A 23,960-nucleotide genomic window follows, 5' to 3' on the forward strand; every position below is an offset into this window, starting at 1 on the left:
GAAGGCGTTCAATGGCATTCAGAATAAAATAAGATTTATCCCATGATGATATTTATTCTAAATAACTTAATTTAACCCTCGCAATTCTAATCGCGCACTTTAATACTGCATTAATACCGTTTTTGCAGTACCAGATATTAATACAGTAATTCTCATCCACTAATTGATAAGAAAGGTAAGAGCATTTATGAGAAAGTCACGATATAGCGAAGAGCAAATCACAAATGCCATTAAAGCTTCTGAAACGGGAGTGAAAGTCAGGGAGATTTGTGAGGCGCTGGGCATTTCCGAGGCCACCTTCTATAGCTGGAAGAAGAAGTTCTCCGGGCTTTCTTCGGAGGAGGGTCGAAAAATCAAGGAGTTGGAGGATAAACTGCAGAACCTTACGCGCGAGCTGCAGACCCTGAGCTCCGACAAGGAGATGCTGCAAAGCGTGCTGAAAAACTTCTTCACTACGAATGAAAAGCGTCAGGCGGTCAACTTCCTGCAAACCACTTTCGACATCGGTACCCGTCGCAGCTGTCGTTTACTGGATATTAGCCGTAGCGTTTATCATTACCCTTCCGGTTCCGATAATCGCTAATACCATTGAGGCCGATGTTATATGACTTAATGCTGAGATTTGTTCTTACCAGAAGAGATGAAGATCATTAAATTCGGCATTCGCTACATAACAATTCGAACCACTTTTTCCTGATGAATGCCATCACGGAATCACTTCCTTTTTTGCGGTAAAATTGATTCACACCAGCAAAAGCCTCGCGTTTCAAGCCATTTAGACTTAGCCCAATCTCATTTTGGTGAGATTGGTGCTTAGTCTATTACTTCACGATTACTAATAATCAGTCCTGATCACAGACAATTCTGTTAAGCGTTAATGAACAACACGGTGTAACCGCTCACACATTGGCTCAGTTTTAAACTGGATCTGGCCGCTGCGTTTATGATCGCTTTGACGATCAGCGCTAGTCGGTTAACTCTTAAACCACACCAGGAATACTCCGGTTCAAAAACGTTATGATGTTTAAACTATAAAGCCGAAAAACGGTTATCCACGGTAAATACTGCGCTTAAATCCATCGTCATCTTTAATCTTTTTTTCTGGCAGCTGTTGGGAATCATTCTTAACAATGCCGGTAACGCTTAAGGCTAAGGTGGCTTCTCACGCTGGTATTTCAGTGCCACAGCCGGGTAAAAATCCGACTGGCGAAGCGTTTTTTACGCGCTAAACCGGCGAATTGTTGCCCGATATGCGTTTTTTTATCCCACCGGAATGCTAAAAGGCAGCGAAAGTCGACCTTTTACCGTGCTGACGGCAGAGAGTTTTATAGCGGAAGAGAATGAAAACCGGGCGGCCGTAGCGCTGGCCGGTTATATAGCGTGCGCGTGGCGGCCAGTATCAGGTCACTGAGGCGGGATTACCGGCTGGTCAAATTCCTAAAATATCAGGGGAAAGCGCTGCTGAGTGGATGACTCAGCAGCGAGGCAGGGTTAAGGAAGCGCGCTCAGCCGCTGCGGTTTAATGCGCATGGCATAGATCACGCCAACGATCAGACAGCCGATACCGATGCTGGTGAGCAACGGTGGCCAGCTCTGGCGGTAAATAAAGGTCCACAGCAGGCCAGAGAGCGTTTCGAATACGATGAGCGGCCCCATCACTACCGTTGGCAAACGCTGACTGGCGGCATTCCAGCACAGCGCCGCCAGCCATGAGCAGAACAAACCAATCGCCAGCATCAGCCAGATAAAGCGCGCCGGCTGTGGGCCAAACGGCAAAGCGAAATCGGGCTGCTGCCAGTGAATCTGCAGGCTCACCAGCCCATAAAACACCAGCGCCAGCGGCAATGTCACCAGCCCCTGCGCGGTGGCCCAGCTCGACGGTTTATGCTGAGGGTGTTCGCGCAGCCAGCGCGCATTGCGCAGCGGATACCAGGTCCAGCACACCACTGCCAGCACCGCCAGCAGCAGGCCACTCAGGTAGCCCCAGAGATCAAATGCCGGCCCCTGCCCGTGCAATTCCGCCGCGTTGACGCAGCCCAGACCGGCAGCAATGATGACCAGTGCGGGCATCAGCCGGCGCCATGGCAGGCGCCCTTCGAGATGGCCGTAACAGAGGTTAGCGGTGACAGTGATCACCACCGGCAGCGTGCCGATGATCATGGTGGAGACCGGTGCGCCGGTGCGCTGAATCGCGCTGGCAAGGCAGGCGTAATAGAGCAGATTGCCCACCAGCGACAGCTTCACCGCCTCCGTCCAGTCCGGGCACGTCAGCTGTTTTAGCCGGCGCCGGCTGAGCCACGCCAGCGGCAACACCACCAGACCAAAGGCAACATAGCGACCCGCCGATTGCAACGTGCCCGGATAATCGGGTATCAGCAGCGGCCCGACAAAAATCATGCCCCACATCAGCCCCGCCGCGAGGGCAAACACTATTCCTGCAAACATACACTTTTCCTTTATCTTTAATCCGCCACAGTGTGACGCAGGAAAAGGTGCAAGGCTTGTAGCAGATTGCGGTTAACGTCCGCTGAACACCTGCTTTTGATAGCGTCCCGGCGTTATGCCGTAGCGATGGGCAAACGCCCGCGTCAGATGCGCCTGGTCGGTGAGGCCAACCGCCGCCGCCACGCTCGCGGCGCTCTCGCCCTGCGCCAGCCGCTGCTTGGCCTCGAACAGGCGGAAGGCCATCAGCATTTGATGGGGAGTGACGTGAAAGTGTTGTTTGAAACTGCGCAGAAAATGCCACGGCGACAGCGATACCAGCGCCGCCAGCTCCTCCAGCCGCACCGGTTCTGCCAGGTTATCGCGCAGCCAGGCTTTTACCACATCAAACCGGTGGGCGCCTTCACGCGGCCGCGAGACGCCCTGCTGCGCCAGCGGACGCAGCCACTCCAGCAGATCCAGCAGCGCGCCCTGCCGCTCCAGCGCACTTTGCGCCTGCCACATCTGTGCCAGCGCGTGGGAGAAAGGTTGCGCCAGGCGCGCATCGGTGCGCAGCGCATCGCTGAACCACCAGTTGCGATCGCCGGTCAGCCGATCCATCTCCGCCGGATCGATATAGATCATGCGATAACGCCAGCCTTCGGCGCAGGCCGATTCACCGGTGTGCAGTTCATCGGGATTCATCATCACCAGCGAATGCACCGGCGCGACATAATTGGTGCCGCGGTAGCGAAAGCGCTGCGCGCCGGATTCAATGGTGCCAATCCCGAAGGCTTCGTGGGTATGGGGCTCAAAAGCGTAGCGGGAGATGTGCGCCTGATAAAGCTCAATGCCCGGCAGCTCAGCAAAGTGCTGAAACTGCGCACGATCCTGCTCACAGGGAAAGACTTCGGGAACCACCGTCACCACACACCTCCATACGCTATCAGGCAGTAAGCATGCGCGGCGCGCACAAAAAAAGCAAAGCCCAATCGCTTTACGCGCCTACCCCTTCAGCGCGACACTGGGGCCTGACCTATAAAGGAGGCGACAATGGCACAACGGGTGGTAATGGTAGTGGATATGCAAAATGGCGTGCTGGCAACGCCGCGTTACGACCGCGCCGGACGCTGCGCGCGCATTAATCAGCTGATGGCCGCCGCCGATCAGGTCATTTTTATTCAGCATAGCGGGCCGGATTTAGCCGCTGACTCCGCAGACTGGCAAATAGTCGCCGAACTGGAACAACCCGCCGGCGCGCTTTACATCACCAAAACCGCCTGCGACAGCTTCTGGCAAACCGGGCTCGCGGCGCAGCTTGAACAGCATCAGATTGAAAGTTTTGTCATTTGCGGCTGCGCCACCGATTATTGCGTCGATACCACCATCAAAGTCGGGGCCAGCCTTGGCTATCACATCACCGTGGCGGCCGACGCCCACACCACCGCCGATCGCACTTATGTGTCGGCGCAGCAGCTTATTAATCAGCACAACGAAGTGTGGGCGGATTTGATCATGCCGGGCAATCCGGTGCGGGTTAAAACCACGGAAGAATTACTGCGGGAGTGGCGCGCGCATTAACGTCGTTGTATGAACGTGCGGAGAGAAAAGTTTTGTTGGACAAGAGCTTTTGAAATGGAGCCCTCGCAGAAGCGAGGGCTGGATAACGCGTTGATCGGTACGCCAATCAGAACGGGATATCGTCGTCGAAATCCATTGGTGGTTCGTTGTTCGCCGGTGCGCTCTGCTGCTGTGGACGCTGCTGCGCGCCGCCGCTGAACTGGTTACCCCCACCCTGTGGCTGCTGCGGCTGGCCCCAGCCGTTATTGTTGCCGCCGCCCTGGCCGCCCATCGGTGCGCCACCGCCGTTGCCGCCCTGCTGACGACCACCCAGCATCTGCATGGTGCCGCCCACGTTCACCACCACTTCGGTGGTGTATTTGTCCTGACCGCTCTGGTCCTGCCATTTACGGGTGCGCAGCTGGCCTTCAATGTAGACCTGCGAACCTTTACGCAGATATTCGCCGGCGACTTCAGCCAGCTTGCCGAACAGCACGACGCGGTGCCACTCGGTGATCTCTTTGTTTTCACCGGTTTGCTTGTCGCGCCAGCTCTCTGACGTGGCCAGCGTAATGTTGGCTACCGCGCCACCATTCGGCATGTAGCGCACTTCCGGATCCTGACCCAGATTCCCGACAAGAATCACTTTGTTTACGCCACGACTGGCCATGTTGCTGTCTCCCGATGAGTTGATGCTAAAAGTCTAAGCGAAAAATTGTATCACGTCACAATGACGCTTCCCACTTTCGAGCGGGATTCCAGTTTTTCGACCGTGACAGGATAGCAAAAACACTGGATATTTATTCAGTTTATTTTTTGTGCCATAATGATGCGTTTCTGCTGGTCGTGCTGGCAAGGCATGGCGAGCGTTGCCTAATCCGGGAAAGGTGAATGGATAAGATTGAAGTCCGCGGTGCTCGCACCCATAATTTGAAGAATATCAACCTGATCATCCCACGCGACAAGCTCATTGTAGTGACCGGTCTGTCGGGTTCCGGTAAGTCTTCGCTGGCATTTGATACGCTGTATGCCGAAGGCCAGCGCCGCTATGTTGAATCGCTTTCTGCCTATGCGCGCCAGTTTCTTTCCTTAATGGAGAAACCGGACGTAGACCACATCGAGGGGCTGTCGCCTGCCATTTCCATTGAGCAGAAATCGACGTCGCACAACCCGCGCTCGACCGTTGGCACCATCACTGAAATTCATGACTACCTGCGTCTGCTGTTTGCCCGCGTGGGTGAGCCGCGCTGTCCGGATCATAACGTCACGCTGGCGGCACAAACCGTCAGCCAGATGGTCGATCAGGTCCTGGCGCAGGAAGAGGGTCGGCGCCTGATGCTGCTGGCGCCGGTGGTAAAAGATCGCAAAGGCGAGCACACCAAAACGCTGGAAAATCTGGCGGCGCAGGGCTACATCCGCGCACGTATCGATGGCGAAGTGTGCGATCTGTCGGATCCACCCAAGCTGGAGCTGCAGAAGAAACACACCATTGAGGTGGTAATCGATCGTTTCCGCGTGCGTGACGATCTGGCGACGCGTCTGGCCGAATCCTTTGAAACGACGCTGGAACTGAGTGGCGGCACGGCGATCGTCGCGGATATGGACGATCCCGATACCGAAGAGATGCTGTTCTCAGCTAACTTTGCCTGCCCGGTATGCGGTTACAGCATGCGCGAGCTGGAGCCGCGCCTGTTCTCGTTCAATAACCCGGCCGGTGCCTGCCCGACCTGTGACGGCCTCGGCGTTCAGCAATATTTCGATCCCGATCGCGTGGTACAAAATCCGGAGCTGTCGCTGGCCGGTGGCGCCATTCGCGGCTGGGATCGCCGTAACTTCTACTATTTCCAGATGCTGCGCTCACTGGCGGAACATCTGGATTTCGATGTCGAAGCGCCGTTCAATAGCCTGAGCGACAAAGCGCGCGAAGTGATTCTGTACGGCTCCGGCAAAGAGAACATTGAGTTCAAATATATCAACGATCGCGGCGATACCTCGGTGCGTCGTCATCCGTTCGAAGGCGTGCTGCATAACATGGAGCGCCGCTACAAAGAGACGGAATCCAACGCGGTGCGCGAAGAGCTGGCGAAGTTTATCAGCAACCGCGCCTGCGCCAGCTGCGAAGGGACGCGCCTGCGTCGTGAAGCGCGTCATGTGTTCGTGGAAGATACCAACCTGCCGACCATCTCGGATATGAGCATCGGCCACGCTATGGATTTCTTCCGCAATCTCAAGCTGAGCGGCCAGCGCGCCAAAATCGCCGAGAAAGTGCTGAAGGAAATTGGCGACCGTCTGAGCTTCCTGGTCAACGTCGGCCTGAATTATCTGTCGATGTCGCGTTCAGCGGAAACACTGTCCGGCGGTGAAGCACAGCGTATTCGTCTGGCGAGCCAGATTGGTGCCGGTCTGGTTGGCGTCATGTACGTACTGGATGAACCGTCCATCGGTCTGCATCAGCGCGACAACGAGCGCCTGCTGTCGACGCTGATTCACCTGCGCGATCTCGGTAATACCGTGATCGTGGTTGAGCATGATGAAGACGCGATTCGCGCCGCTGACCATATTATCGATATCGGTCCGGGCGCTGGCGTGCACGGCGGCCAGGTGGTAGCCGAGGGCGATGTGCATGCCATCATGGCGCACGAAGATTCTCTCACCGGTCAGTTCCTCAGCGGCAAGCGTGAAATCGCGGTGCCGGCAGAGCGGGTGAAAGGCGATCCGTCCAAAGTACTGAAACTGAGCGGCGCGCGCGGTAATAACCTCAAGGATGTCACGCTGACGGTTCCGGTTGGGCTGTTTACCTGTATCACCGGCGTGTCCGGTTCCGGCAAATCAACGCTGATTAACGATACGCTGTTCCCGATTGCGCAGCGCCAGCTGAATGGTGCTACCAGCGGTGAAGCTGCACCGTATCGCGAGATCGCCGGGCTGGAGCATTTCGATAAAGTGATCGACATCGATCAGAGCCCGATCGGCCGGACGCCGCGCTCAAACCCGGCCACTTACACCGGGATTTTTACCCCGGTGCGTGAACTGTTTGCCGGCGTGCCGGAAGCGCGTTCGCGTGGCTACAATCCGGGCCGCTTCAGCTTTAACGTGCGCGGCGGCCGCTGTGAAGCCTGTCAGGGCGACGGCGTGATTAAGGTCGAAATGCACTTCCTGCCGGACATTTATGTACCGTGCGATCAGTGCAAAGGCAAACGCTATAACCGCGAAACGCTGGAGATTAAATACAAAGGCAAGAGCATTCACGAAGTGCTGGAGATGACCATCGAAGAGGCGCGTGAGTTCTTTGATGCGGTACCTGCGCTGGCGCGTAAGCTGCAGACGCTGATTGATGTCGGCCTGTCGTACATTCGTCTTGGCCAGTCGGCAACCACGCTGTCCGGCGGTGAAGCGCAGCGCGTTAAGCTGGCGCGTGAGCTGTCGAAGCGCGGTACCGGTCAGACGCTGTACATTCTCGATGAACCGACCACCGGCCTGCATTTTGCCGACATCCAGCAGCTGCTGGAAGTACTGCATCAGCTGCGCGATCAGGGCAATACCATCGTGGTGATTGAGCACAACCTTGACGTGATCAAAACCGCTGACTGGATTGTCGATCTCGGTCCGGAAGGCGGCAGCGGCGGCGGTGAAATTCTGGTGGCCGGCACGCCGGAAACCGTTGCACAGTGCGAAAAATCGCATACTGCACGCTTCCTCAAGCCGATGCTGAAAAAGTAGGTTTAACGCGCCGCACCCGCTGTTGCGGCGCGTTTTTTCTGATCTCGCCACGGCTCACCGCTCCGGTTGCTTACCAGCCGGTGCTATTGTCTGAATGCCTTAGCAAATGCAGAAACAGGCAAGAAACAGACAACTTCAGGCATATACGCATCGCGTCCCGCTGACTATTCTTACTGCGTTCCTTTTTGGCGCCGCTGACGCGCCTCTGTCCTGCAGTGTCATCACTGAACGGACCCCTCGCAAATACTCACGACACATCTGACTGGAGACACCATGAATATTACGCATGCCTATGCCGCACAGGACGCGAAAGCCAAACTCGCCCCGTTCGATTATAAGCCGCGCGAACTGCGCGCTCATGATGTGCAGATTGAAGTGTTGTACTGTGGCGTCTGCCACTCGGACCTGCACCAGGCGCGCAACGAATGGCGCAACACCGTATTCCCGGTGGTGCCAGGCCATGAAATCGTGGGTCGCGTCACCGCCGTTGGCGCGCACACGCACAAATATAAAGTGGGCGATTTAGTCGGCGTCGGCTGTATGGTCGACTCCTGCCGCAGCTGCCCAAGCTGTCAGGAAGGACTCGAGCAGTACTGTGAAAACGGCTTTGTTGGCACTTACAACGGCCAGGATCGTGAAACCGGCGCCATCACCTACGGCGGCTACTCCACCAGCATGGTGGTTGATGAAAGCTTTGTGCTGCGCGTACCGGAAAACCTCGATCTGGCGGGCGTTGCGCCTCTGCTGTGCGCCGGTATCACCACCTATTCCCCGCTGCGTCACTGGAATGTCGGTCCCGGCAAAAAAGTTGGTATCGTTGGTCTGGGCGGCCTCGGCCATATGGGCGTGAAGATCGCGCATGCGATGGGCGCGCACGTGGTGCTGTTCACTACCTCACCGTCAAAAATTGAAGATGGCAAACGCCTCGGCGCTGACGAAGTGGTGATTTCGAAAGATGCTGACCAGATGGCGCAGCACGCCAACAGCTTCGACTTCATCTTAAATACCGTCGCCGCGCAGCACGATCTCAACCCGTTTATCGCCCTGCTGAAGCGCGACGGCAACATGACGCTGGTTGGCGCGCCGGAGCACGATCACCCGGCACCGCAGGTGTTTAACCTGATCCTCAAGCGTCGCAGCATTGCCGGTTCACTGATTGGCGGTATCGCCGAAACCCAGGAAATGCTGGATTTCTGCGGCAAGCACGGTATCACTTCGGATATCGAGCTGATCGCTATGAACCAGATCAACGACGCCTACGAGCGCATGCTGAAAAGCGACGTGAAGTATCGCTTCGTGATTGATATCAACACCCTGCGTGAAGAGTCTGCGGCTTAATCAGCGCGTCTCATCATCATGGCTGACGCCCGCCGCGCGCGTGGCGTCAGCCTGTTGCCACGATGCATCAACCAGATAGTAAATCTGCGAATCCTTCAGCGATCCATCCAGCCACAGCGTGCTCCAGTGCGACTTATTGAGATGTTCACTGGGAAACACATCGTGGTGTTCATCGCGCAATAACTCCGCCAGCGCGGGCGAGGTCTTCAGCGACAACGCTGGTCGCCCTTCAACGTCATGCACCATGGCAAACAGCACGCCATCGCTTTTCACCTGGGTTGCGTCCCACTCATCTTTATAACTTTGTGAAGCGCCCGGTTTGCTCATGCAGTAGGTCAGTAAATCCGACGTGTTCATGTTTTATTCCCCTTGTAAGGTGGCGACGATGCGCCGCGCGCCGCCGTGTACCCGATGTTCGCCCAGCCAGATCCCCTGCCAGGTGCCGAGCAGCAGTTTGCCGCGGCTGACCGGGATCAGCAGCGATACGCCAAGCAGTGACGATTTGATGTGCGCCGGCATGTCGTCAGCGCCTTCATAGTCGTGCTGATAGGGCGCATCCTCTGGAACGTGCCGCAGAAAGTGCTGCTCCATGTCGCTGCGCACCGTAGGATCGCAATTTTCATTGAGCGTCAGCGACGCTGAGGTGTGCTGCAACAGCAGATGCAGCTGGCCGATGCGCAGGTCCGTTAAGCCATTAAGCTGGCCGACAATCTCGTCGGTGATCAGATGAAAGCCGCGCGCCTTCGCGCTCAGCGTGAGAGTTTGTTGCTGCCACATGCCACATTCCTGGGTTAAACCGTTTACTTAAGTGTGCAGCATGTCGGCGAAAGGTAAACCCTTCAGCGGGAAAAAGCGGCAGAGCGCTTGCTCTGCCGCCGGCGCATCAGTCGCTCAGCTTGTCAGCCAGCGCTTTTACCGTGGTGATATCGTCCTGCGTTACCGCCGCCAGACGCGTACCGTACTCGCTATCGGCCTTATAAAAGAACGAGAGCATCGCCAGCCGGCTTTGCGCGTCGGCGCTTTTCAGCGCGCCACCGAGCGAGGTGATCAGATCGCCCCGCTCTTTCGCGTTAAAGGAACGATACAGCTCCCCTGCCTGGCGGAAATTCTGCGGTTTGGCGATCATCGCCTGCTGCGTACTGCCGCTAAGCGGCGTATGGCTGTAACGCGCGCTTTGCAGCTCTTCACGCGGATAGATGCGGCTTGGCTGGTAATTAACGCCCTTGTCATCGGCGTTACCGCTATCCATCAGGCCATCCTGATTGCCGTTGCTGACCGGTACGCGCGGCGCATTGACCGGCAGGCTGAGGCCGTTCGCGCCCACGCGGTACAGCTGGGTATCAGCATAGGAAAACAGGCGGCCCTGCAGCAGGCGATCTTCAGACGGCTCAATGCCCGGCACCAGATTGGACGGCGCCATCGCCACCTGCTCGGTTTGCTGGAAGAAGTTGTCGACGTTACGATTCAGCACCATCTGCCCGATTTTCACCTCTGGCACGTTCGGCCAGATTTTGGTGGAGTCGAGCGGATTGAAATCGAACTTATCCAGTTCGCTGGCTTTAATGGTCTGAATGTAGAGATCCCACTTCGGAAACGCTTTGCGGTTAATCGCCGCCACCAGATCTTCTGTCATATGGCTGTAGCTGCGGCCCTGGATCGCTGCCGATTCAGCCGGATCGAGGTTGCGTTCGCCCTGCAGCGTTTTCCAGTGAAACTTCACGTAGTGCACTTCGCCTTTGCTGTTCACAAATTTGTAGGCGTGCACGCTGTTGCCGTCCATTTCGCGATAGGTCGCCGGCGTGCCCATGTTGGAGAACAGCATGGTGAGCGCGTGCGTGGCTTCCGGCACGTGGGAGAAGAAATCGAAGGTGCGCGCATCGTTATCGAGGTTAGTGCGCGGATCCGGTTTAAACGCGTGCACCATATCAGGGAACTTGATCGCATCGCGGATGAAGAACACCGGCAGGTTGTTGCCCACCAGATCCCAGTTGCCCTGGCTGGTATAGAATTTGGTGGCAAAACCACGCGGGTCGCGCAGCGTTTCCGGCGAATGCTTGCTGTGCACCACGCTGGAGAAGCGCACGAAGACCGGCGTTACCGTTCCCGGTTTAAACACCTCAGCGATAGTCAGATCGCTGATATCTTTGCTGGCGCGAAATTCACCGTGCGCGCCGGTGCCACGCGCGTGCACCACACGTTCCGGAATAAGTTCACGATCAAAGCGCTGCAGCTTTTGAATCAGCTGCACGTCCTGTAACAGCACCGGGCCATTGGCACCGGCAGTTTGTGAATTCTGGTTATCGCCGACCGGCGCGCCGTTATCACGCGTCAGCTCAACGGCCGCAGCAGGCAGTGCGAGCGCCAGCGTCATGGCAATGCAGAGGGGTTTCAGTGCGGAGGGGAAATAGCTCATGGGCGGTTCCTTATTGTGATTGGCGAGCGCTCTGGCAGTGCGCCAAAGCGCGCCGGCAAAAAATAGCGCCCTCACTAACAGGAACACACAAGACCCGTCCCGATTACCCGGGATTAAGGTGTTATAGCCATGCGGAATGCGGCTTTCAGCCAGCATAGCCGGCAAAGAAGAGCGTGGAAAAGCGGGGTGCGGCAGAAGGTACAGCGGGAACAGAAAATGCGTGGATGGCTGAACGAGTGCCTGCCAGCCGCGCGGCTGACAAGCACTGCGTCGGTTACATTACAGCAGCAAACGCCTCAGCTACCTGATTGACGTTGCGACTGTTGAGGCCGGCGACACACATGCGGCCGCTGGCGATCAGGTACACACCGAACTCTTCGCGCAGGCGATCCACCTGCTGCGCGCTCAGGCCGGTGTAGCTGAACATGCCGCGCTGCTTCAGCAGATAATCAAAGTTTTTGCCGGGCAGTTTACTGTTCAGCACATTGACCAGCACCTGGCGCATTTCGATGATGCGCAGGCGCATCGCTTCCACTTCCGCAAGCCAGTTGTTCAGCAGCGCTTCGTCGTTCAGCACGCAGGAAACCACCTGAGCACCGAAGTTCGGCGGGCTGGAGTAGTTGCGACGCACGGTCGCTTTCAGCTGACCCAGCACGCGTGCCGACTCTTCTGCGCTGTCGCAGACAATCGACAGGCCGCCAACGCGCTCACCGTACAGCGAGAAGATTTTCGAGAAGGAGTTGCTCACCAGCGCCGGCAGGCCCGCCGCGGCAATCACGCGAATCGCGTAAGCGTCCTCTTCCATACCGGCACCAAAGCCCTGGTAGGCGATATCGAGGAACGGAATCAGCTCCTGCGCTTTCAGGACCTCAACGGTTTGATCCCACTGCGCGTTGGTCAGATCCGCACCGGTCGGGTTGTGGCAGCACGGATGCAGCAACACGATGGATTGCTTCGGCAGCGTTTTCAGTTTGGCGATGAAGGCATCGAACTTCACGCCGTTGGTGGCGTCGTCGTACCACGGGTAGGTGTTAACGTTAAAACCGGCACCGTTAAAGATCGCCACATGGTTTTCCCATGTCGGATCGCTGACCCATACGCTGGCGTCCGGGAAGTAACGCTTCAGGAAATCTGCGCCCACTTTCAGCGCGCCGGAGCCGCCCAGCGTCTGGATGGAAGCAATGCGCCCCGCCTGCAGCATCGGGTGCTCTTTACCAAACAGCAGCGGCGCAATGGCGTTACGGTACGGACCCAGCCCTTCCATTGGCAGATAGAGCGAAGCCTGATGTGGCTGCGCCTGCAAACGCTCTTCCGCGGCGGCCACCGCCTGCAGCTGAGGAATGATGCCGGCTTCGTTGTAATAGAGGCCGATGCTCAGATTCACCTTGTGGTCACGCGGGTCCTGTTTGAAGGTTTCCATCAGCGACAGAATCGGATCGCCAGCATAGGCATCAACGTTTTGAAACACGGTGCAGATCTCCATGATTATTCATAAATGTGTGGGTCGACGTCATCAAACAAAATAGCGGCCGGGACGGTGATTCATGGCGATGATGAGATTGAGCATCACCGCGCCGGCGATGGAGGCCAGCAGCATCGGCAGCGATACCACAAAAAGCGAGGCCAGTACCACACAGGTATCCAGCGCCATTTGCAGTTTGCCGGCGCGCAGACCAGAGCGATCCTGCAGCCAGAGCGCCAGAATATTGATACCACCGAGGCTGGCTTTGTGACGAAACAACACTATAAACCCAATCCCCATCACCACGTTACCGAACAATGTCGCATAAAACGGATTTAGCGCAGAAAAATGGATAAACAGCGGGTGCAGATGGGTGAACAGCGATACCAGCCCCACCGCACAGAAGGTTTTCAGGGTAAATTCCCAGCCCATGCGACGAATGGCCAGCCAGTAAAACGGCAGGTTAATCAGAAAGAAGGCGCTGCCGAACGAGAGCGGCGACAGGTAGCTGATGAGAAAAGCCACGCCCGCCGTACCGCCGGTCAGCGCGCCCGCCTGTTTCAGCAAAATGACGCCAAACGACACCATCAGCGTGCCAAGCACGATAGCCAGCGCATCTTCTGTACGGGTGTGGGGAATGCGGGAAGGTTGTACAGCGTTATCCATGGCGCGATCTCTTAGCAAATGATGGCGTTCATTTGCAAAAAACGCACCACATCGGCGGCTTCCTGTCGCCGCCGATGGGTGCCAGCGATTATCCAATTGATAACTAAGGCGCTTTATTGCAGGTTTATGTGCATCAATCAGCCGAAAATAATTGATTCATGCACAAATTCGGTTTCTGGTGCGAGCTTTACGCGAAAAACAGCAGAAATCTGCACCACACCGGCACATCATGCACTCTTTTGGCGCACTTTGTGCTCGGGGATCATCATCAAGCCGTTCTCTTTTAAACGGTTGAGTACCACCGAGGTTTTCACGTGCGCCACGCTTTGATGGCCAGCGACGAGCTGACTGATCAGCGCGCTCAGCGCCGCTAAATCGGCCACCGCGACTTTTAACAGATAGTCGGCGTCACCGGTGGTTTTGAACGCGTCGACAATCGCCGCTTCTTGCTCCACCATGCGGTGAAAACTCTCTTCGTAATCGGGCGTGTGATTTTTTAGTCGCACCTCGATCAAGCCGACCATGCCCAGCCCTACCGCGTCCGGCGAGAGCCGCGCGTGATAGCCGAGAATAAGATTTGCCTGTTCGAGATTAATGCGCCGGCGTGAACATTGCGACGCCGAAAGTCCGACTAAATCACTGAGTTCCTGGTTGGTAAGGCGGCCGTTAGATTGTAGTAGTGTCAGTATCTTAAGGTCGTAATCGTCTACCTGAGTCATTCTGTGTCCACAGCGTTATAGGATTCGCTTTGCTACAGATAACCTGATAATTGACGAGGTTGTCCAACACTATTTTCTGATGACGTGAAATGCATGCACAAATCGTGCATGCAACTGTGGAAGCGCGATTATTCGTCGTCGTATTGCGGTCCGGCGTAGTTATCAAAGCGTGACCACTGGCCGTTGAACGTCAGACGTACAGTGCCGATCGGGCCGTTACGCTGTTTACCGATGATGATCTCGGCGATGCCTTTCAGATCGCTGTTTTCGTGATACACCTCGTCACGATAGATGAACATGATCAGGTCCGCATCCTGCTCGATCGATCCCGATTCACGCAGATCCGAGTTAACCGGACGCTTATCGGCGCGCTGCTCCAGCGAGCGGTTAAGCTGCGACAGCGCCACCACCGGTACATTAAGCTCTTTCGCCAGCGCTTTAAGCGAGCGTGAGATCTCGGCAATCTCCAGCGTACGGTTGTCGGAGAGCGCCGGTACGCGCATCAGCTGCAGGTAGTCGATCATGATCATGCTCAGGCCGCCGTTTTCACGGAACACGCGGCGCGCGCGTGAACGCACTTCGGTTGGCGTCAGGCCGGACGAGTCATCGATGAACATGTTCTTCTTTTCTAACAGGATGCCCATGGTGGCCGAGATGCGCGCCCAGTCTTCATCCTCCAGCTGACCAGTACGGATGCGCGTCTGATCAACGCGCGACAGCGAGGCCAGCATACGCATCATCAGCTGTTCGCTGGGCATCTCGAGACTGAAAATCAGCACCGGTTTGTCTGTCAGCATGGCGGCGTTTTCGCACAGGTTCATGGCGAAAGTGGTTTTACCCATCGACGGACGCGCCGCGACAATGATCAGATCTGAGCCCTGCAGACCGGCGGTTTTCTTGTTGAGATCCTGATAGCCGGTATCGACGCCAGTCACGCCATCGTGTGGCGTTGACACCAGCGCTTCAATGCGCGATACCGTCGCTTCGAGAATCTGCTCGATATTTTGCGGGCCTTCATCCTTATTGGCGCGCTGTTCGGCAATTTTAAAGACGTTGGATTCAGCGAAATCCAGCAGCTCTTCGCTGCTGCGGCCCTGGGGATCGTAACCGGCGTCAGCGATCTGATTGGCCACCGAAATCATCTCACGCACTACCGCACGTTCACGCACGATGTCGGCGTAAGCACCGAGGTTTGCGGCACTTGGGGTATTTTTTGCCAGCTCGGCCAGATAGGCAAAGCCGCCCGCCATCTCCAGCTCGCCACGCGTTTCCAGCGACTCTGACAGGGTGATCAGATCGATAGGCTGACCGGCTTCCAGCAGGCGCTGCATTTCGGAGAAAATCATGCGGTGCGAGCGGTTGAAGAAATCTTCCGCGACCACGCGCTCGGAGACGTTATCCCAGCGTTCGTTATCCAGCATCAACCCACCGAGCACCGACTGCTCCGCTTCGAGAGAGTGCGGCGGCATTTTCACGCCTTCGAGCTGCCGATCGCGGGGTTCGTTCGATTTGTTGGTGGGTTTATTTCCTGCCATAGTGAATGCATTACCGATCGTGAAAGGGACGCGCAAGTATACCGTCCCAGGATGAACAATCACAGGAGTCAGAATGGCAAAGCGAATTCAGTTCAACCAGCACGGCGGCCCGGAAGTATTGCAATGGGTCGATTTCACACTAGCCGATCCCGCCGAGCATGAAGTTCAGGTGGAGAACAAGGCGATTGGTATTAACTACATCGATACCTACGTGCGTAGCGGATTGTATCCGGTCTCCTCGCTGCCGTCCGGCCTGGGCACTGAAGCGGCAGGCATCGTGAAAAAAGTGGGCAGCGCGGTTTCGCGTTTCAAGCCGGGCGATCGCGTGGTGTATTGCCAGGCCGCGCTGGGTGCCTACAGCGAGCTGCACAATGTGGCGGAAGATCGGCTGGTGATTCTGCCGGACAGCATCAGCTTTGAGCAGGCTGCGGCCTCTTTCCTCAAGGGCCTGACGGTGCAGTATCTGCTGCGTCAGACGTACAAAGTAAAAGCCGATGAAATTTTCCTGTTTCATGCCGCCGCGGGCGGCGTGGGCCTGATTGCCTGCCAGTGGGCGAAAGCGCTGGGCGCGCATTTGATTGGCACCGTCGGTTCTGCGGAGAAAGCGCAGATCGCCAAAGATGCCGGCGCCTGGGCCACCATCAATTATCGCGAAGAGGATATCGCCCAGCGCGTCAGCGAACTGACCAACGGTGAAAAAGTGGCGGTAGTGTACGACTCAGTGGGCAAAGATACCTGGGAACCCTCCCTCGACAGCCTGCGCCGCCACGGCCTGATGGTGAGCTTTGGTAATGCCTCCGGCCCGGTGACCGGCGTTGACCTCGGCATTCTCAACAAGAAAGGCTCGCTGTTTGTCACCCGCCCTTCCCTGTTTGGCTATATCACCAACCGTGAAGAGCTCGATCGCGCCAGCGGCGAACTGTTTTCGCTTATCGCCAGCCGCGCTATTCAGCTTAACGTGCCGGAGCAGCAGAAATTTGCCCTGAGCGATGCGGTACGTGCGCATCAGGTGCTGGAGAGTCGTGCCACTCAGGGTTCCAGCCTGTTAATTCCCTGATAGCAGAAATGATGAAGGGCTTCCCGAAGGAAGCCCTTTTCTTTCTTTTTTATAGTTCGCGCTGGTGTAGGGACAGCGGCGATGAATTCGTCTGAATTTCTTTACCTATCCTGACAGAAAACATAAGTAAAAAATATGTTTAATTGCGGATTCGTACTAAGCAATCACCAACTCTGTGATCGTAACCGCATTTAACGCCAGCTTCTCTTCTCTAAGTCGCTGATTTTCCTTTTCAGCCGGTTAAGTTTCACCTCTCCCTGCGGCGTGGTAAATGCGCGATACAGCCACACGGCGACCACCGCCAGCACCAGCCACGGCAACAATTTTATAACAAGCGCAAACAGCCCGCCGAGAAACATCACCACGGTGGCCACCAGCAGTGCGGCGATCACGCCCAGCAGCGATACGCCAGTCAGCAGCAGCATCATAAAAAAGCCGATAACGAATAATATTTCCACGAGCGCTCTCCTGTATCAGTAATGCAGAAGGTATTACAAGATACGTGCCAGGTCGTAACGATCGCTAAGCCATTGAATTATCGCTTAGATGCAGGACAGAGGGGACGTTGATTTGGTGAAATTGACTAACTGCTGGTGAATTAAAAACCGCACGATGAAACCGTGCGGTTTAAACCGTCCTGCCAGCCTGACCAGGCCGGCTCGCGGCATCAGGCTTCCTGCACAATGCGGTCAGCCACCAGCGCCAGCGCCGCTTCCAGCACGCGGACGTCGGCGCCCGGTTTGTGGGCATTTTCGCTCAGGTGACGGCGCCACTGGCGCGCGCCGGGGATGCCCTGGAACAGGCCCAGCATGTGGCGCGTAATGTGTCCCAGATAGGTGCCCTGTGCCAGTTCGGCTTCGATGTAAGGGTACATGGAACGCACCACGGCGACCGGATCGGCCACTGGTGTCTCGCGGCCAAACAGCTGGCGATCAACCTGCGCCAGAATGCCGGGATTTTGATAGGCCTCGCGCCCCATCATCACGCCGTCCAGGTGCTGCAGATGCGCTTTGGCCTCATCGAGCGTCTTAACGCCGCCGTTAATGGCTATGGTCAGCGCCGGGAAATCCCGCTTCAGCTGATACACGCGCGGATAGTCGAGCGGTGGAATTTCACGGTTCTCTTTCGGGCTGAGACCCGATAGCCACGCTTTACGCGCATGAATAATGAACGTATCACAACCGCCCTGCTGCGCCACGGTGCCGACAAAATCGCACAGGAAGGCGTAGCTATCCTGGTCGTCAATACCGATGCGGGTTTTCACCGTGACCGGAATGCTGACCACATCGCGCATCGCTTTGATACAGTCCGCGACCAGCGCCGCCTCACCCATCAGGCACGCGCCAAAACGGCCGTTCTGTACCCGATCGGACGGACAACCGACGTTCAGGTTGATCTCATCGTATCCGCGCGCTTCTGCCAGCTTTGCACAGGTTGCCAGCGCGGCCGGATCGCTACCGCCCAGCTGCAGCGCCAGCGGATGCTCCGCCTCGCTATAGGCCAGATAGTCGCCTTTGCCGTGGATGATGGCGCCGGTGGTCACCATTTCGGTGTACAGCAGCGTGTCGCCGCTCAGCTGACGGTGAAAATAGCGACAGTGACGGTCGGTCCAGTCCAGCATTGGGGCGATGGAGAAACGTTGCGAAGAGAATGTATCGGTCATGAAACGCAGTAAATCCGCAGTTAAGTGATGAGAAACTGCGCAATCATATCACAGCTGTGACGGGCGACACAGCCGCCCGTCATCGTGTGGTCAGAAGTTAAACCCGAGCTGCACCATGGCGCCCCAGGTATTGTCTTTGCCGACCGAACCGGCCAGGTCCAGATGCACCGCATTATTGAACGGCGACACGCCGAGACCGGCCGTAAACACATCGGTGTCGTTCGACTTCATATCTGCGCGATAACCGGCACGCAGCGCCAGCCAGTCCAGTACGCGATATTCACCACCCACGCCAGCGTACTGACTGCTCTCCTGCGATTTAAAACGTTTGGTTTCCGTCAGATCAACATCGCCGGTCAGGGTAAAGGGTCCGCGATTCCACGCCAGTCCGGTGGTTACCAGTGGGCGAATCTGATACGTATCGCGATAGCCGTTAACCTCTTTGGTGTCGATATCGCGCGAGACCAGGTTCTGCCCGGTCACGCCGAAGGTCCAGTTTTCCGCGAAGTCGGTAGCGATACCGGCATCGACGTTGAAACCGGTATCGGTGCTGCGATAGCGGCTGTCGTTAATATCATTCTTGTCGTAGTTATAAACGCTGGCGGTGTAGTTATACAGCCAGGTTTTTTGCAGCTTCGGCGTGACGCCAACGGAGACCGGGTGACCGGCGATGGTGAACTCATGTGCCATTGCGACGCCGTAATCGGTGATCAGCGCAGCCAGGCCGTTGGCGCTGGAGCGCAGATTATTCTGGTCGCCCGGCAAGGGAATGCGTCCATTTGCGACCTGGTCCAGATAAGTGATATCGCTCTGTACCACGTTAGCGCGGATGTGTGCCGTGCCGTAGGCTTTGGTGATGAAGGCGAAAGGAAGGGTCTCGTTGGGAATGCTGACGGCTAACGCCACGCCTGCGGTGCCATTCGCTTTATCACCGCGCAGATCGCGCAGCTGATTGGCCATATCACCGGCAGCCGCTTTGACCTGAGGCGCGCCATTGATGATCTCCGGCAGCGTGATGTTGTTGATCACGTCACGATAGCGGTCCACCGTATCAGTAATTTCGTCTACGCGATCCACTAATTTGTCTTTGTCAGTAATCTGCACACCGGCTGAAGGAAAAATAATGCTGACGTTATCTTCAGGCTGCGCTTTGGTCATCAATGCCGGGTTAGCCAGCACTGCCGAGCTCCAGGTTGAGGAAGCGACACCGGTTCCCCCCATGGCATCGTTACGCGCATCGTACCAGGTGCCAGCAGCAAATGCTGATGTGGTAACAAATACCGCATTAAAACCAACAACATAAGCAATTTTCTTGCGTCTGAATAATGTCTTCACCATGAGTCTGCCATCACCTTTTAATTGTCGTTGACTGTCTCTACGACGGAATAGTTTATTAGCCCTATTCTGAACGCTGGCTAACGCTTTATTGCTGTGAATTGAAAGGAATTAGCATTGCTATTCGCAGAATTGGTCACGCCCGCACCATTCTGCTGTTGTTTTATGCAGAAATATGAACGTCAGCTAAATTGATGCCAGAAATTACTTAAAACCTTTTGAACCATAGCCACTAAGTCAGTGAGTTGCAAAGCAAAAAGATGGGTTAACCCGTGGGAAAAAACTCAGGAAGGAAAAGCATGGCTTAACAGAAGGAGGTATCAGGACACAACGCGGCAGATAAGTGGCTGAAAGCCAGACATTTCCTGGATGATATCAGGTAAAAAAGCAATGGCAGCAGCGTAAAAGTTTGTGTGATAAAATAACATCACCCATCACCTGGAGAATGCTTATGCCAAACCTCACGCCCGAACAATTGCTCACGCAGGCTGAATCTTTGTGCCTTAACCGTGGCGTGCGCCTCACTACGCAGCGCGCAGAAGTGCTGCGCCTGATGGCGGAGCAGAACGGTTCCATTAGCGCTTACGATTTGCTGGACCAGCTGCGCATCAGTGAACCCCAGGCGAAACCACCAACTATTTATCGCGCGCTGGATTTCCTGCTGGAGCAGGGATTTATTCATCGGGTGGAGTCAAATAACAGTTATGTGGTGTGCCACCATTTCGACGAGCCGGCGCACACATCGGTGATGCTGGTGTGCGACAACTGTGCCGCCGTCAGTGAGAAGCACGCGCACGGCGTGGAAAAGATCATCGCCGGGTTGGCCGATCAGGCAGGTTTTACCTTACGTCATAGCGTTATTGAGGCGCACGGTTTGTGTGAAAACTGTGCCGAAGTGGCGGCCTGCACACAGCCGGGTAGTTGTCATCACGATCATGAAGTGGAAAGTAAGAAGAAAGTGCGTAAAGGGTAACTGGCACGTCCGTGTGCCAGGCCGATCGTAACGATCAGCGGGTAGGAGCATCATCCTTAAAGCGGGAGACTTACCAGCGGTAATCTTTGTTTTGACTTTCCCAGTCCTTCAATTCACGTTCAGCTTCATCTTTGGCGTAACCGTAACGTTCCTGAATTTTACCCACCAGCTGATCGCGTTTCCCTTCGATCACGGTCAAATCGTCATCGGTTAACTTGCCCCATTTCTCTTTGAACTTCCCTTTAAACTGCTTCCAGTTTCCGCTCGCTTCGTCTTTGTTCATAACAATCCTCCACGTCTTCCTGAGTGAGATGGTGTATTTCTCATGTAATGCCGGAAATAACCATATAACGCGCTACTTATCTGCGCCGTTTGAGATAATTATAGTAGCCGCTTCGGATTGTGCACGGAATTACAGATTATTCTGGTGCCTGCGCTGCGCTTATGGCTGGCTGAACCAGCTGTCACGCTGCCAGTGGCGGCGCCACATCCATCCCAGCGTCAGGCCGCGCAGCGCCAGAAACACCGTGATCGCCAGCCATAAACCGTGATTCCCTAACCACGGCAGCGTCAGCAAAGTGATACCGAAACCGGCTGCTGCCATGATCATGCTGTTACGCATTTCGCGGCCGCGCGTCGCGCCAATGAACATGCCGTCCAGCAGATAACACCAGACGCCGACCAGCGGTAAAATTACCTGCCACAGCAGAAAGCGATCGGCCATCTCACGCAGCGGCTGCAGCGAGGTAAGCAGTGCAACAATGTGCGCGCCGCTAAGCGCATAAATAAGCGCAAACAGCAGCGCAACGATACCCGCCTGACGACAGGCGGCATGCCAGATCAGCAGCAGCCGGCTGCGATCTTTTGCCCCTACCGCTTCACCCGAGCAGGCTTCCACCGCGTAAGCAAAGCCGTCCAGCGCATAGGCAGTAAACGTCAGGAACATCAACAGCACCGCATTGACCGCAACCACATCCGGTCCGATGCGTGCACCCAGCAGGGTCAGTGAGGCAAAGCAGATCTGCAGCATGAGCGAGCGCAGCATGATGTCGCGATTAAGGCGAAATAACCGCGCCGCGTCACCGCGCCAGCTGTTTTTCAGCAGCTTGAAATCGATGCCGCGCAGTTTCAGCACGCGCGCCACCATCCATAATCCCACTGCCAGCGTCACGTATTCGGCCAGCGCCGTGGCGGCGGCGGCACCGGCAACGCCCCAGTGCAGTTTCAGCACCAGCAGCAGATCGAGCAGGATGTTGACCAGGTTTCCGACAATCAGCAGAACCATCGGCGCACGCGCATACTGCACGCCCAGCAGCCAGCCGAGAATCACCAGGTTAGCCAGCGTAGCCGGTGCGCTCAGCCAGCGGATTTCAATGAAGATCTGCGCCTGCTGCTGGACTTCCGCGCTGCCGCCCATCAGCGTTGCCGCCAGGCTACTGGCAGGAGAACGCAGCAGCGCCAGCAGCAACCCGGCGGCCAGAGCGATCAGCAGCGGCTGCATCAGTGCGCGTGCCAGTGCCTGTTTATCGCCGGCCCCGAACGCCTGCGCGGTTAAACCAGTGGTGCTCATACGCAGAAACAGCAGCAGCATAAAGATGAAGCTGGTTGCCGTGGTGCCTACGGCCACGCCGCCGAGGTAGATCGGGCTATCAAGATGGCCAATCACGGCGGTATCGACCACGCCGAGCAGCGGCACGGTGATATTAGAGAGGATCATTGGCAACGCCAGTCGCCACAGCGCTTTATCAGAAGAGGAAAATAGCTGCATCAGCCCCATCCCGAGGGTTACGGTAGTCGGCCTGAGCGAGCGCCTTACGGGCCGGGAACAAAAGTATGATTAGAGCAGACTGCGGCCAGCGCGCGTGCGCCGCCGCAGCGGGGGAGATCAACCGGGTTTCAGAGCCACTCGCCGTTGCGCACGATGCCTACGGCCAGCCCTTCCACGGTCAGCGACTGTTCACGGGTATCCACGACAATCGGCTGGAAATCATTGTTTTCCGGCAGCAGCTGGACAATCGCGCCCTGCTTCTTCCAGCGTTTCACCGTGACTTCATCATCAATACGCGCAACCACCACCTGGCCATTGCGCACTTCCTGTGTTTTATGCACCGCGAGCAGATCACCGTCCATAATGCCGATATCTTTCATCGACATACCGCTGACGCGCAGCAGGAAATCGGCAGAGGGTTTGAACAGGTTGGCGTCAACCTGATAGTGGGCTTCGATATGTTCCTGCGCCAGCAGCGGTTCACCGGCGGCGACGCGACCGATCAGTGGCAGCCCTTCACTCGCCTCTTCTTCCATCAGCAGGCGGATACCGCGCGATGCACCGGAGACGATTTCAATGACACCTTTACGCGCCAGCGCTTTCAGGTGCTCTTCAGCAGCGTTAGGCGAGCGGAAGCCCAGTTGCGAAGCAATTTCAGCACGCGTTGGCGGCATGCCGGTCTGATTAATATGGTCGCGAATCAGGTCATAGACCTGTTGCTGCCTGCTGGTTAACGCTTTCATCCCGCCCCCTGGTTGTTTATACAGTCGCTGTGAGTATATACAGGTATTGGCGAAATGAAAACCGAAACAGAGGGAAAAATCAGCGGCTTGATGAATGTGGAATGTTTATCGCAAATGCGACCAAAGCAGCGCGATCCAGACAAACAGAGCCAGTAAGATAGCCAGCAGTACCGCCGCCGAGCCCATGTCTTTGGCGCGTCCCGCCAGCGGATGGCGTTCCTGACCAATACGGTCCACCACGGCTTCGATGGCACTATTAAGGATCTCAACAATGACTACCAGCACCACCGAGCCAATCAGCAACACACGCGTGATGATATCGACATCCAGCCAGCAGGCGATGGCAACCGCGACCAGTGCGGCAATCGCCTCCTGGCGAAAAGCGGCTTCATGCTGCCAGGCAGCGCGCAGCCCCTGCCAGGAATAACCGGCGGCTTTAATGATTCTCAGGAAACCGGTGACGTTATTTGCCATGTTGTGGAACCCTTAACTGTTTTTGACGTCAATGTCTGGGCGCGCGAGGTGGCACAGCCACAGATCTTCGCCGCACTTTCTGGTATGCTTGCCGCGCTTTGCTAACAAGAGGC

General features: G+C 56.2%; 23 protein-coding genes. 6 read left to right on the forward strand and 17 right to left on the reverse strand.

Features of this window, described 5'->3' with window-relative positions; genetic code table 11:
• Window positions 1-187: 187 nt before the first annotated feature.
• Window positions 188-583 carry a transposase gene (locus AC6I7J_RS17395; protein ID WP_498006285.1) on the forward strand — a complete coding sequence of 132 codons (396 nt, stop codon included), beginning with the start codon at window positions 188-190 and terminating at the stop codon, window positions 581-583.
• A gap of 908 nt (window positions 584-1,491) precedes the next feature.
• Here the strand turns inward: AC6I7J_RS17395 and AC6I7J_RS17400 are convergent.
• Both AC6I7J_RS17400 and AC6I7J_RS17405 read right to left on the reverse strand, forming a co-directional pair.
• Entirely contained in the window at window positions 1,492-2,445 is a 954-nt protein-coding gene (locus AC6I7J_RS17400) for a DMT family transporter (RefSeq protein ID WP_498006287.1), read from the reverse strand.
• 72 nt (window positions 2,446-2,517) lie between these two features.
• Window positions 2,518-3,348: an AraC family transcriptional regulator gene (locus tag AC6I7J_RS17405; RefSeq protein WP_498006289.1), complete on the reverse strand. Its 831-nt coding sequence runs from the start codon at window positions 3,346-3,348 to the stop codon at window positions 2,518-2,520.
• 126 nt (window positions 3,349-3,474) lie between these two features.
• On the opposite strand from AC6I7J_RS17405, the gene AC6I7J_RS17410 reads away from it, so the two are divergent.
• Window positions 3,475-4,002, forward strand: a complete 528-nt coding sequence (locus tag AC6I7J_RS17410; RefSeq protein ID WP_059009915.1) for an isochorismatase family protein — start codon at window positions 3,475-3,477, stop codon at window positions 4,000-4,002.
• 106 nt (window positions 4,003-4,108) lie between these two features.
• Here the strand turns inward: AC6I7J_RS17410 and ssb1 are convergent, their stop codons facing one another.
• On the reverse strand, window positions 4,109-4,651 hold the full coding sequence (ssb1, locus tag AC6I7J_RS17415; protein ID WP_021507842.1) for a single-stranded DNA-binding protein SSB1: 543 nt from the start codon (window positions 4,649-4,651) through the stop codon (window positions 4,109-4,111).
• 221 nt (window positions 4,652-4,872) lie between these two features.
• Here ssb1 and uvrA point away from each other — a divergent pair, with 221 nt between their 5' ends.
• Together uvrA and AC6I7J_RS17425 are read left to right on the forward strand one after the other, a co-directional pair.
• The gene (gene uvrA, locus AC6I7J_RS17420) at window positions 4,873-7,701 is read left to right on the forward strand and encodes an excinuclease ABC subunit UvrA (protein ID WP_021507843.1); all 2,829 of its coding nucleotides are present in this window, start codon (window positions 4,873-4,875) and stop codon (window positions 7,699-7,701) included.
• Between the two features lie 273 nt (window positions 7,702-7,974).
• A complete protein-coding gene (locus AC6I7J_RS17425) occupies window positions 7,975-9,039 on the forward strand; it encodes an NAD(P)-dependent alcohol dehydrogenase (protein WP_104187843.1) in 1,065 nt (354 codons plus the stop codon).
• Here the strand turns inward: AC6I7J_RS17425 and AC6I7J_RS17430 are convergent, their stop codons facing one another.
• The 7 genes from AC6I7J_RS17430 to dnaB form a co-directional block, all read right to left on the reverse strand.
• A complete protein-coding gene (locus AC6I7J_RS17430; RefSeq protein ID WP_021507845.1) occupies window positions 9,040-9,396 on the reverse strand; it encodes an MmcQ/YjbR family DNA-binding protein in 357 nt (118 codons plus the stop codon).
• Between the two features lie 3 nt (window positions 9,397-9,399).
• Entirely contained in the window at window positions 9,400-9,816 is a 417-nt protein-coding gene (locus AC6I7J_RS17435; RefSeq protein WP_021507846.1) for a secondary thiamine-phosphate synthase enzyme YjbQ, read from the reverse strand.
• 106 nt (window positions 9,817-9,922) lie between these two features.
• On the reverse strand, window positions 9,923-11,410 hold the full coding sequence (locus AC6I7J_RS17440; RefSeq protein ID WP_498007240.1) for a catalase: 1,488 nt from the start codon (window positions 11,408-11,410) through the stop codon (window positions 9,923-9,925).
• A gap of 316 nt (window positions 11,411-11,726) precedes the next feature.
• Window positions 11,727-12,920 carry an amino acid aminotransferase gene (locus AC6I7J_RS17445; protein WP_031279758.1) on the reverse strand — a complete coding sequence of 398 codons (1,194 nt, stop codon included), beginning with the start codon at window positions 12,918-12,920 and terminating at the stop codon, window positions 11,727-11,729.
• A 45-nt stretch (window positions 12,921-12,965) separates the two neighbouring features.
• Window positions 12,966-13,580, reverse strand: a complete 615-nt coding sequence (locus tag AC6I7J_RS17450) for a YitT family protein (RefSeq protein ID WP_021507849.1) — start codon at window positions 13,578-13,580, stop codon at window positions 12,966-12,968.
• Between the two features lie 227 nt (window positions 13,581-13,807).
• Window positions 13,808-14,299, reverse strand: coding sequence for an Lrp/AsnC family transcriptional regulator (locus AC6I7J_RS17455; protein WP_058757562.1), 492 nt, complete (start codon window positions 14,297-14,299; stop codon window positions 13,808-13,810).
• A 128-nt stretch (window positions 14,300-14,427) separates the two neighbouring features.
• Window positions 14,428-15,834, reverse strand: a complete 1,407-nt coding sequence (gene dnaB / locus AC6I7J_RS17460) for a replicative DNA helicase (protein WP_021507851.1) — start codon at window positions 15,832-15,834, stop codon at window positions 14,428-14,430.
• A gap of 73 nt (window positions 15,835-15,907) precedes the next feature.
• Here dnaB and AC6I7J_RS17465 point away from each other — a divergent pair, with 73 nt between their 5' ends.
• Complete coding sequence (locus AC6I7J_RS17465; protein ID WP_021507852.1) at window positions 15,908-16,891, forward strand: quinone oxidoreductase; 984 nt, start codon at window positions 15,908-15,910, stop codon at window positions 16,889-16,891.
• Between the two features lie 191 nt (window positions 16,892-17,082).
• On the opposite strand, the gene pspG is transcribed toward AC6I7J_RS17465, so the two are convergent.
• The 3 genes from pspG to AC6I7J_RS17480 form a co-directional block, all read right to left on the reverse strand.
• On the reverse strand, window positions 17,083-17,349 hold the full coding sequence (pspG, locus tag AC6I7J_RS17470; protein ID WP_058770016.1) for an envelope stress response protein PspG: 267 nt from the start codon (window positions 17,347-17,349) through the stop codon (window positions 17,083-17,085).
• A 209-nt stretch (window positions 17,350-17,558) separates the two neighbouring features.
• Window positions 17,559-18,554 carry a tRNA dihydrouridine(20/20a) synthase DusA gene (dusA, locus tag AC6I7J_RS17475; protein WP_132465722.1) on the reverse strand — a complete coding sequence of 332 codons (996 nt, stop codon included), beginning with the start codon at window positions 18,552-18,554 and terminating at the stop codon, window positions 17,559-17,561.
• 90 nt (window positions 18,555-18,644) lie between these two features.
• Window positions 18,645-19,892 (reverse strand): conjugal transfer protein TraF, encoded by a 1,248-nt coding sequence (locus AC6I7J_RS17480; RefSeq protein WP_498006293.1) that lies wholly within the window; start codon window positions 19,890-19,892, stop codon window positions 18,645-18,647.
• Window positions 19,893-20,340: 448 nt separating this feature from the next.
• Between AC6I7J_RS17480 and zur the strand changes: the two genes are divergently transcribed.
• Window positions 20,341-20,862, forward strand: coding sequence for a zinc uptake transcriptional repressor Zur (gene zur, locus AC6I7J_RS17485; RefSeq protein ID WP_498006295.1), 522 nt, complete (start codon window positions 20,341-20,343; stop codon window positions 20,860-20,862).
• A 70-nt stretch (window positions 20,863-20,932) separates the two neighbouring features.
• On the opposite strand, the gene AC6I7J_RS17490 is transcribed toward zur, so the two are convergent.
• The 4 genes from AC6I7J_RS17490 to AC6I7J_RS17505 form a co-directional block, all read right to left on the reverse strand.
• Complete coding sequence (locus AC6I7J_RS17490; RefSeq protein WP_021507857.1) at window positions 20,933-21,145, reverse strand: CsbD family protein; 213 nt, start codon at window positions 21,143-21,145, stop codon at window positions 20,933-20,935.
• A gap of 159 nt (window positions 21,146-21,304) precedes the next feature.
• Complete coding sequence (gene dinF / locus AC6I7J_RS17495) at window positions 21,305-22,630, reverse strand: MATE family efflux transporter DinF (protein WP_058774965.1); 1,326 nt, start codon at window positions 22,628-22,630, stop codon at window positions 21,305-21,307.
• A gap of 128 nt (window positions 22,631-22,758) precedes the next feature.
• Window positions 22,759-23,373, reverse strand: a complete 615-nt coding sequence (gene lexA / locus AC6I7J_RS17500; RefSeq protein ID WP_031279762.1) for a transcriptional repressor LexA — start codon at window positions 23,371-23,373, stop codon at window positions 22,759-22,761.
• Between the two features lie 105 nt (window positions 23,374-23,478).
• Entirely contained in the window at window positions 23,479-23,847 is a 369-nt protein-coding gene (locus tag AC6I7J_RS17505) for a diacylglycerol kinase (RefSeq protein WP_058780895.1), read from the reverse strand.
• Window positions 23,848-23,960: the final 113 nt, after the last annotated feature.

The organism is Type-C symbiont of Plautia stali (assembly GCF_059730935.1).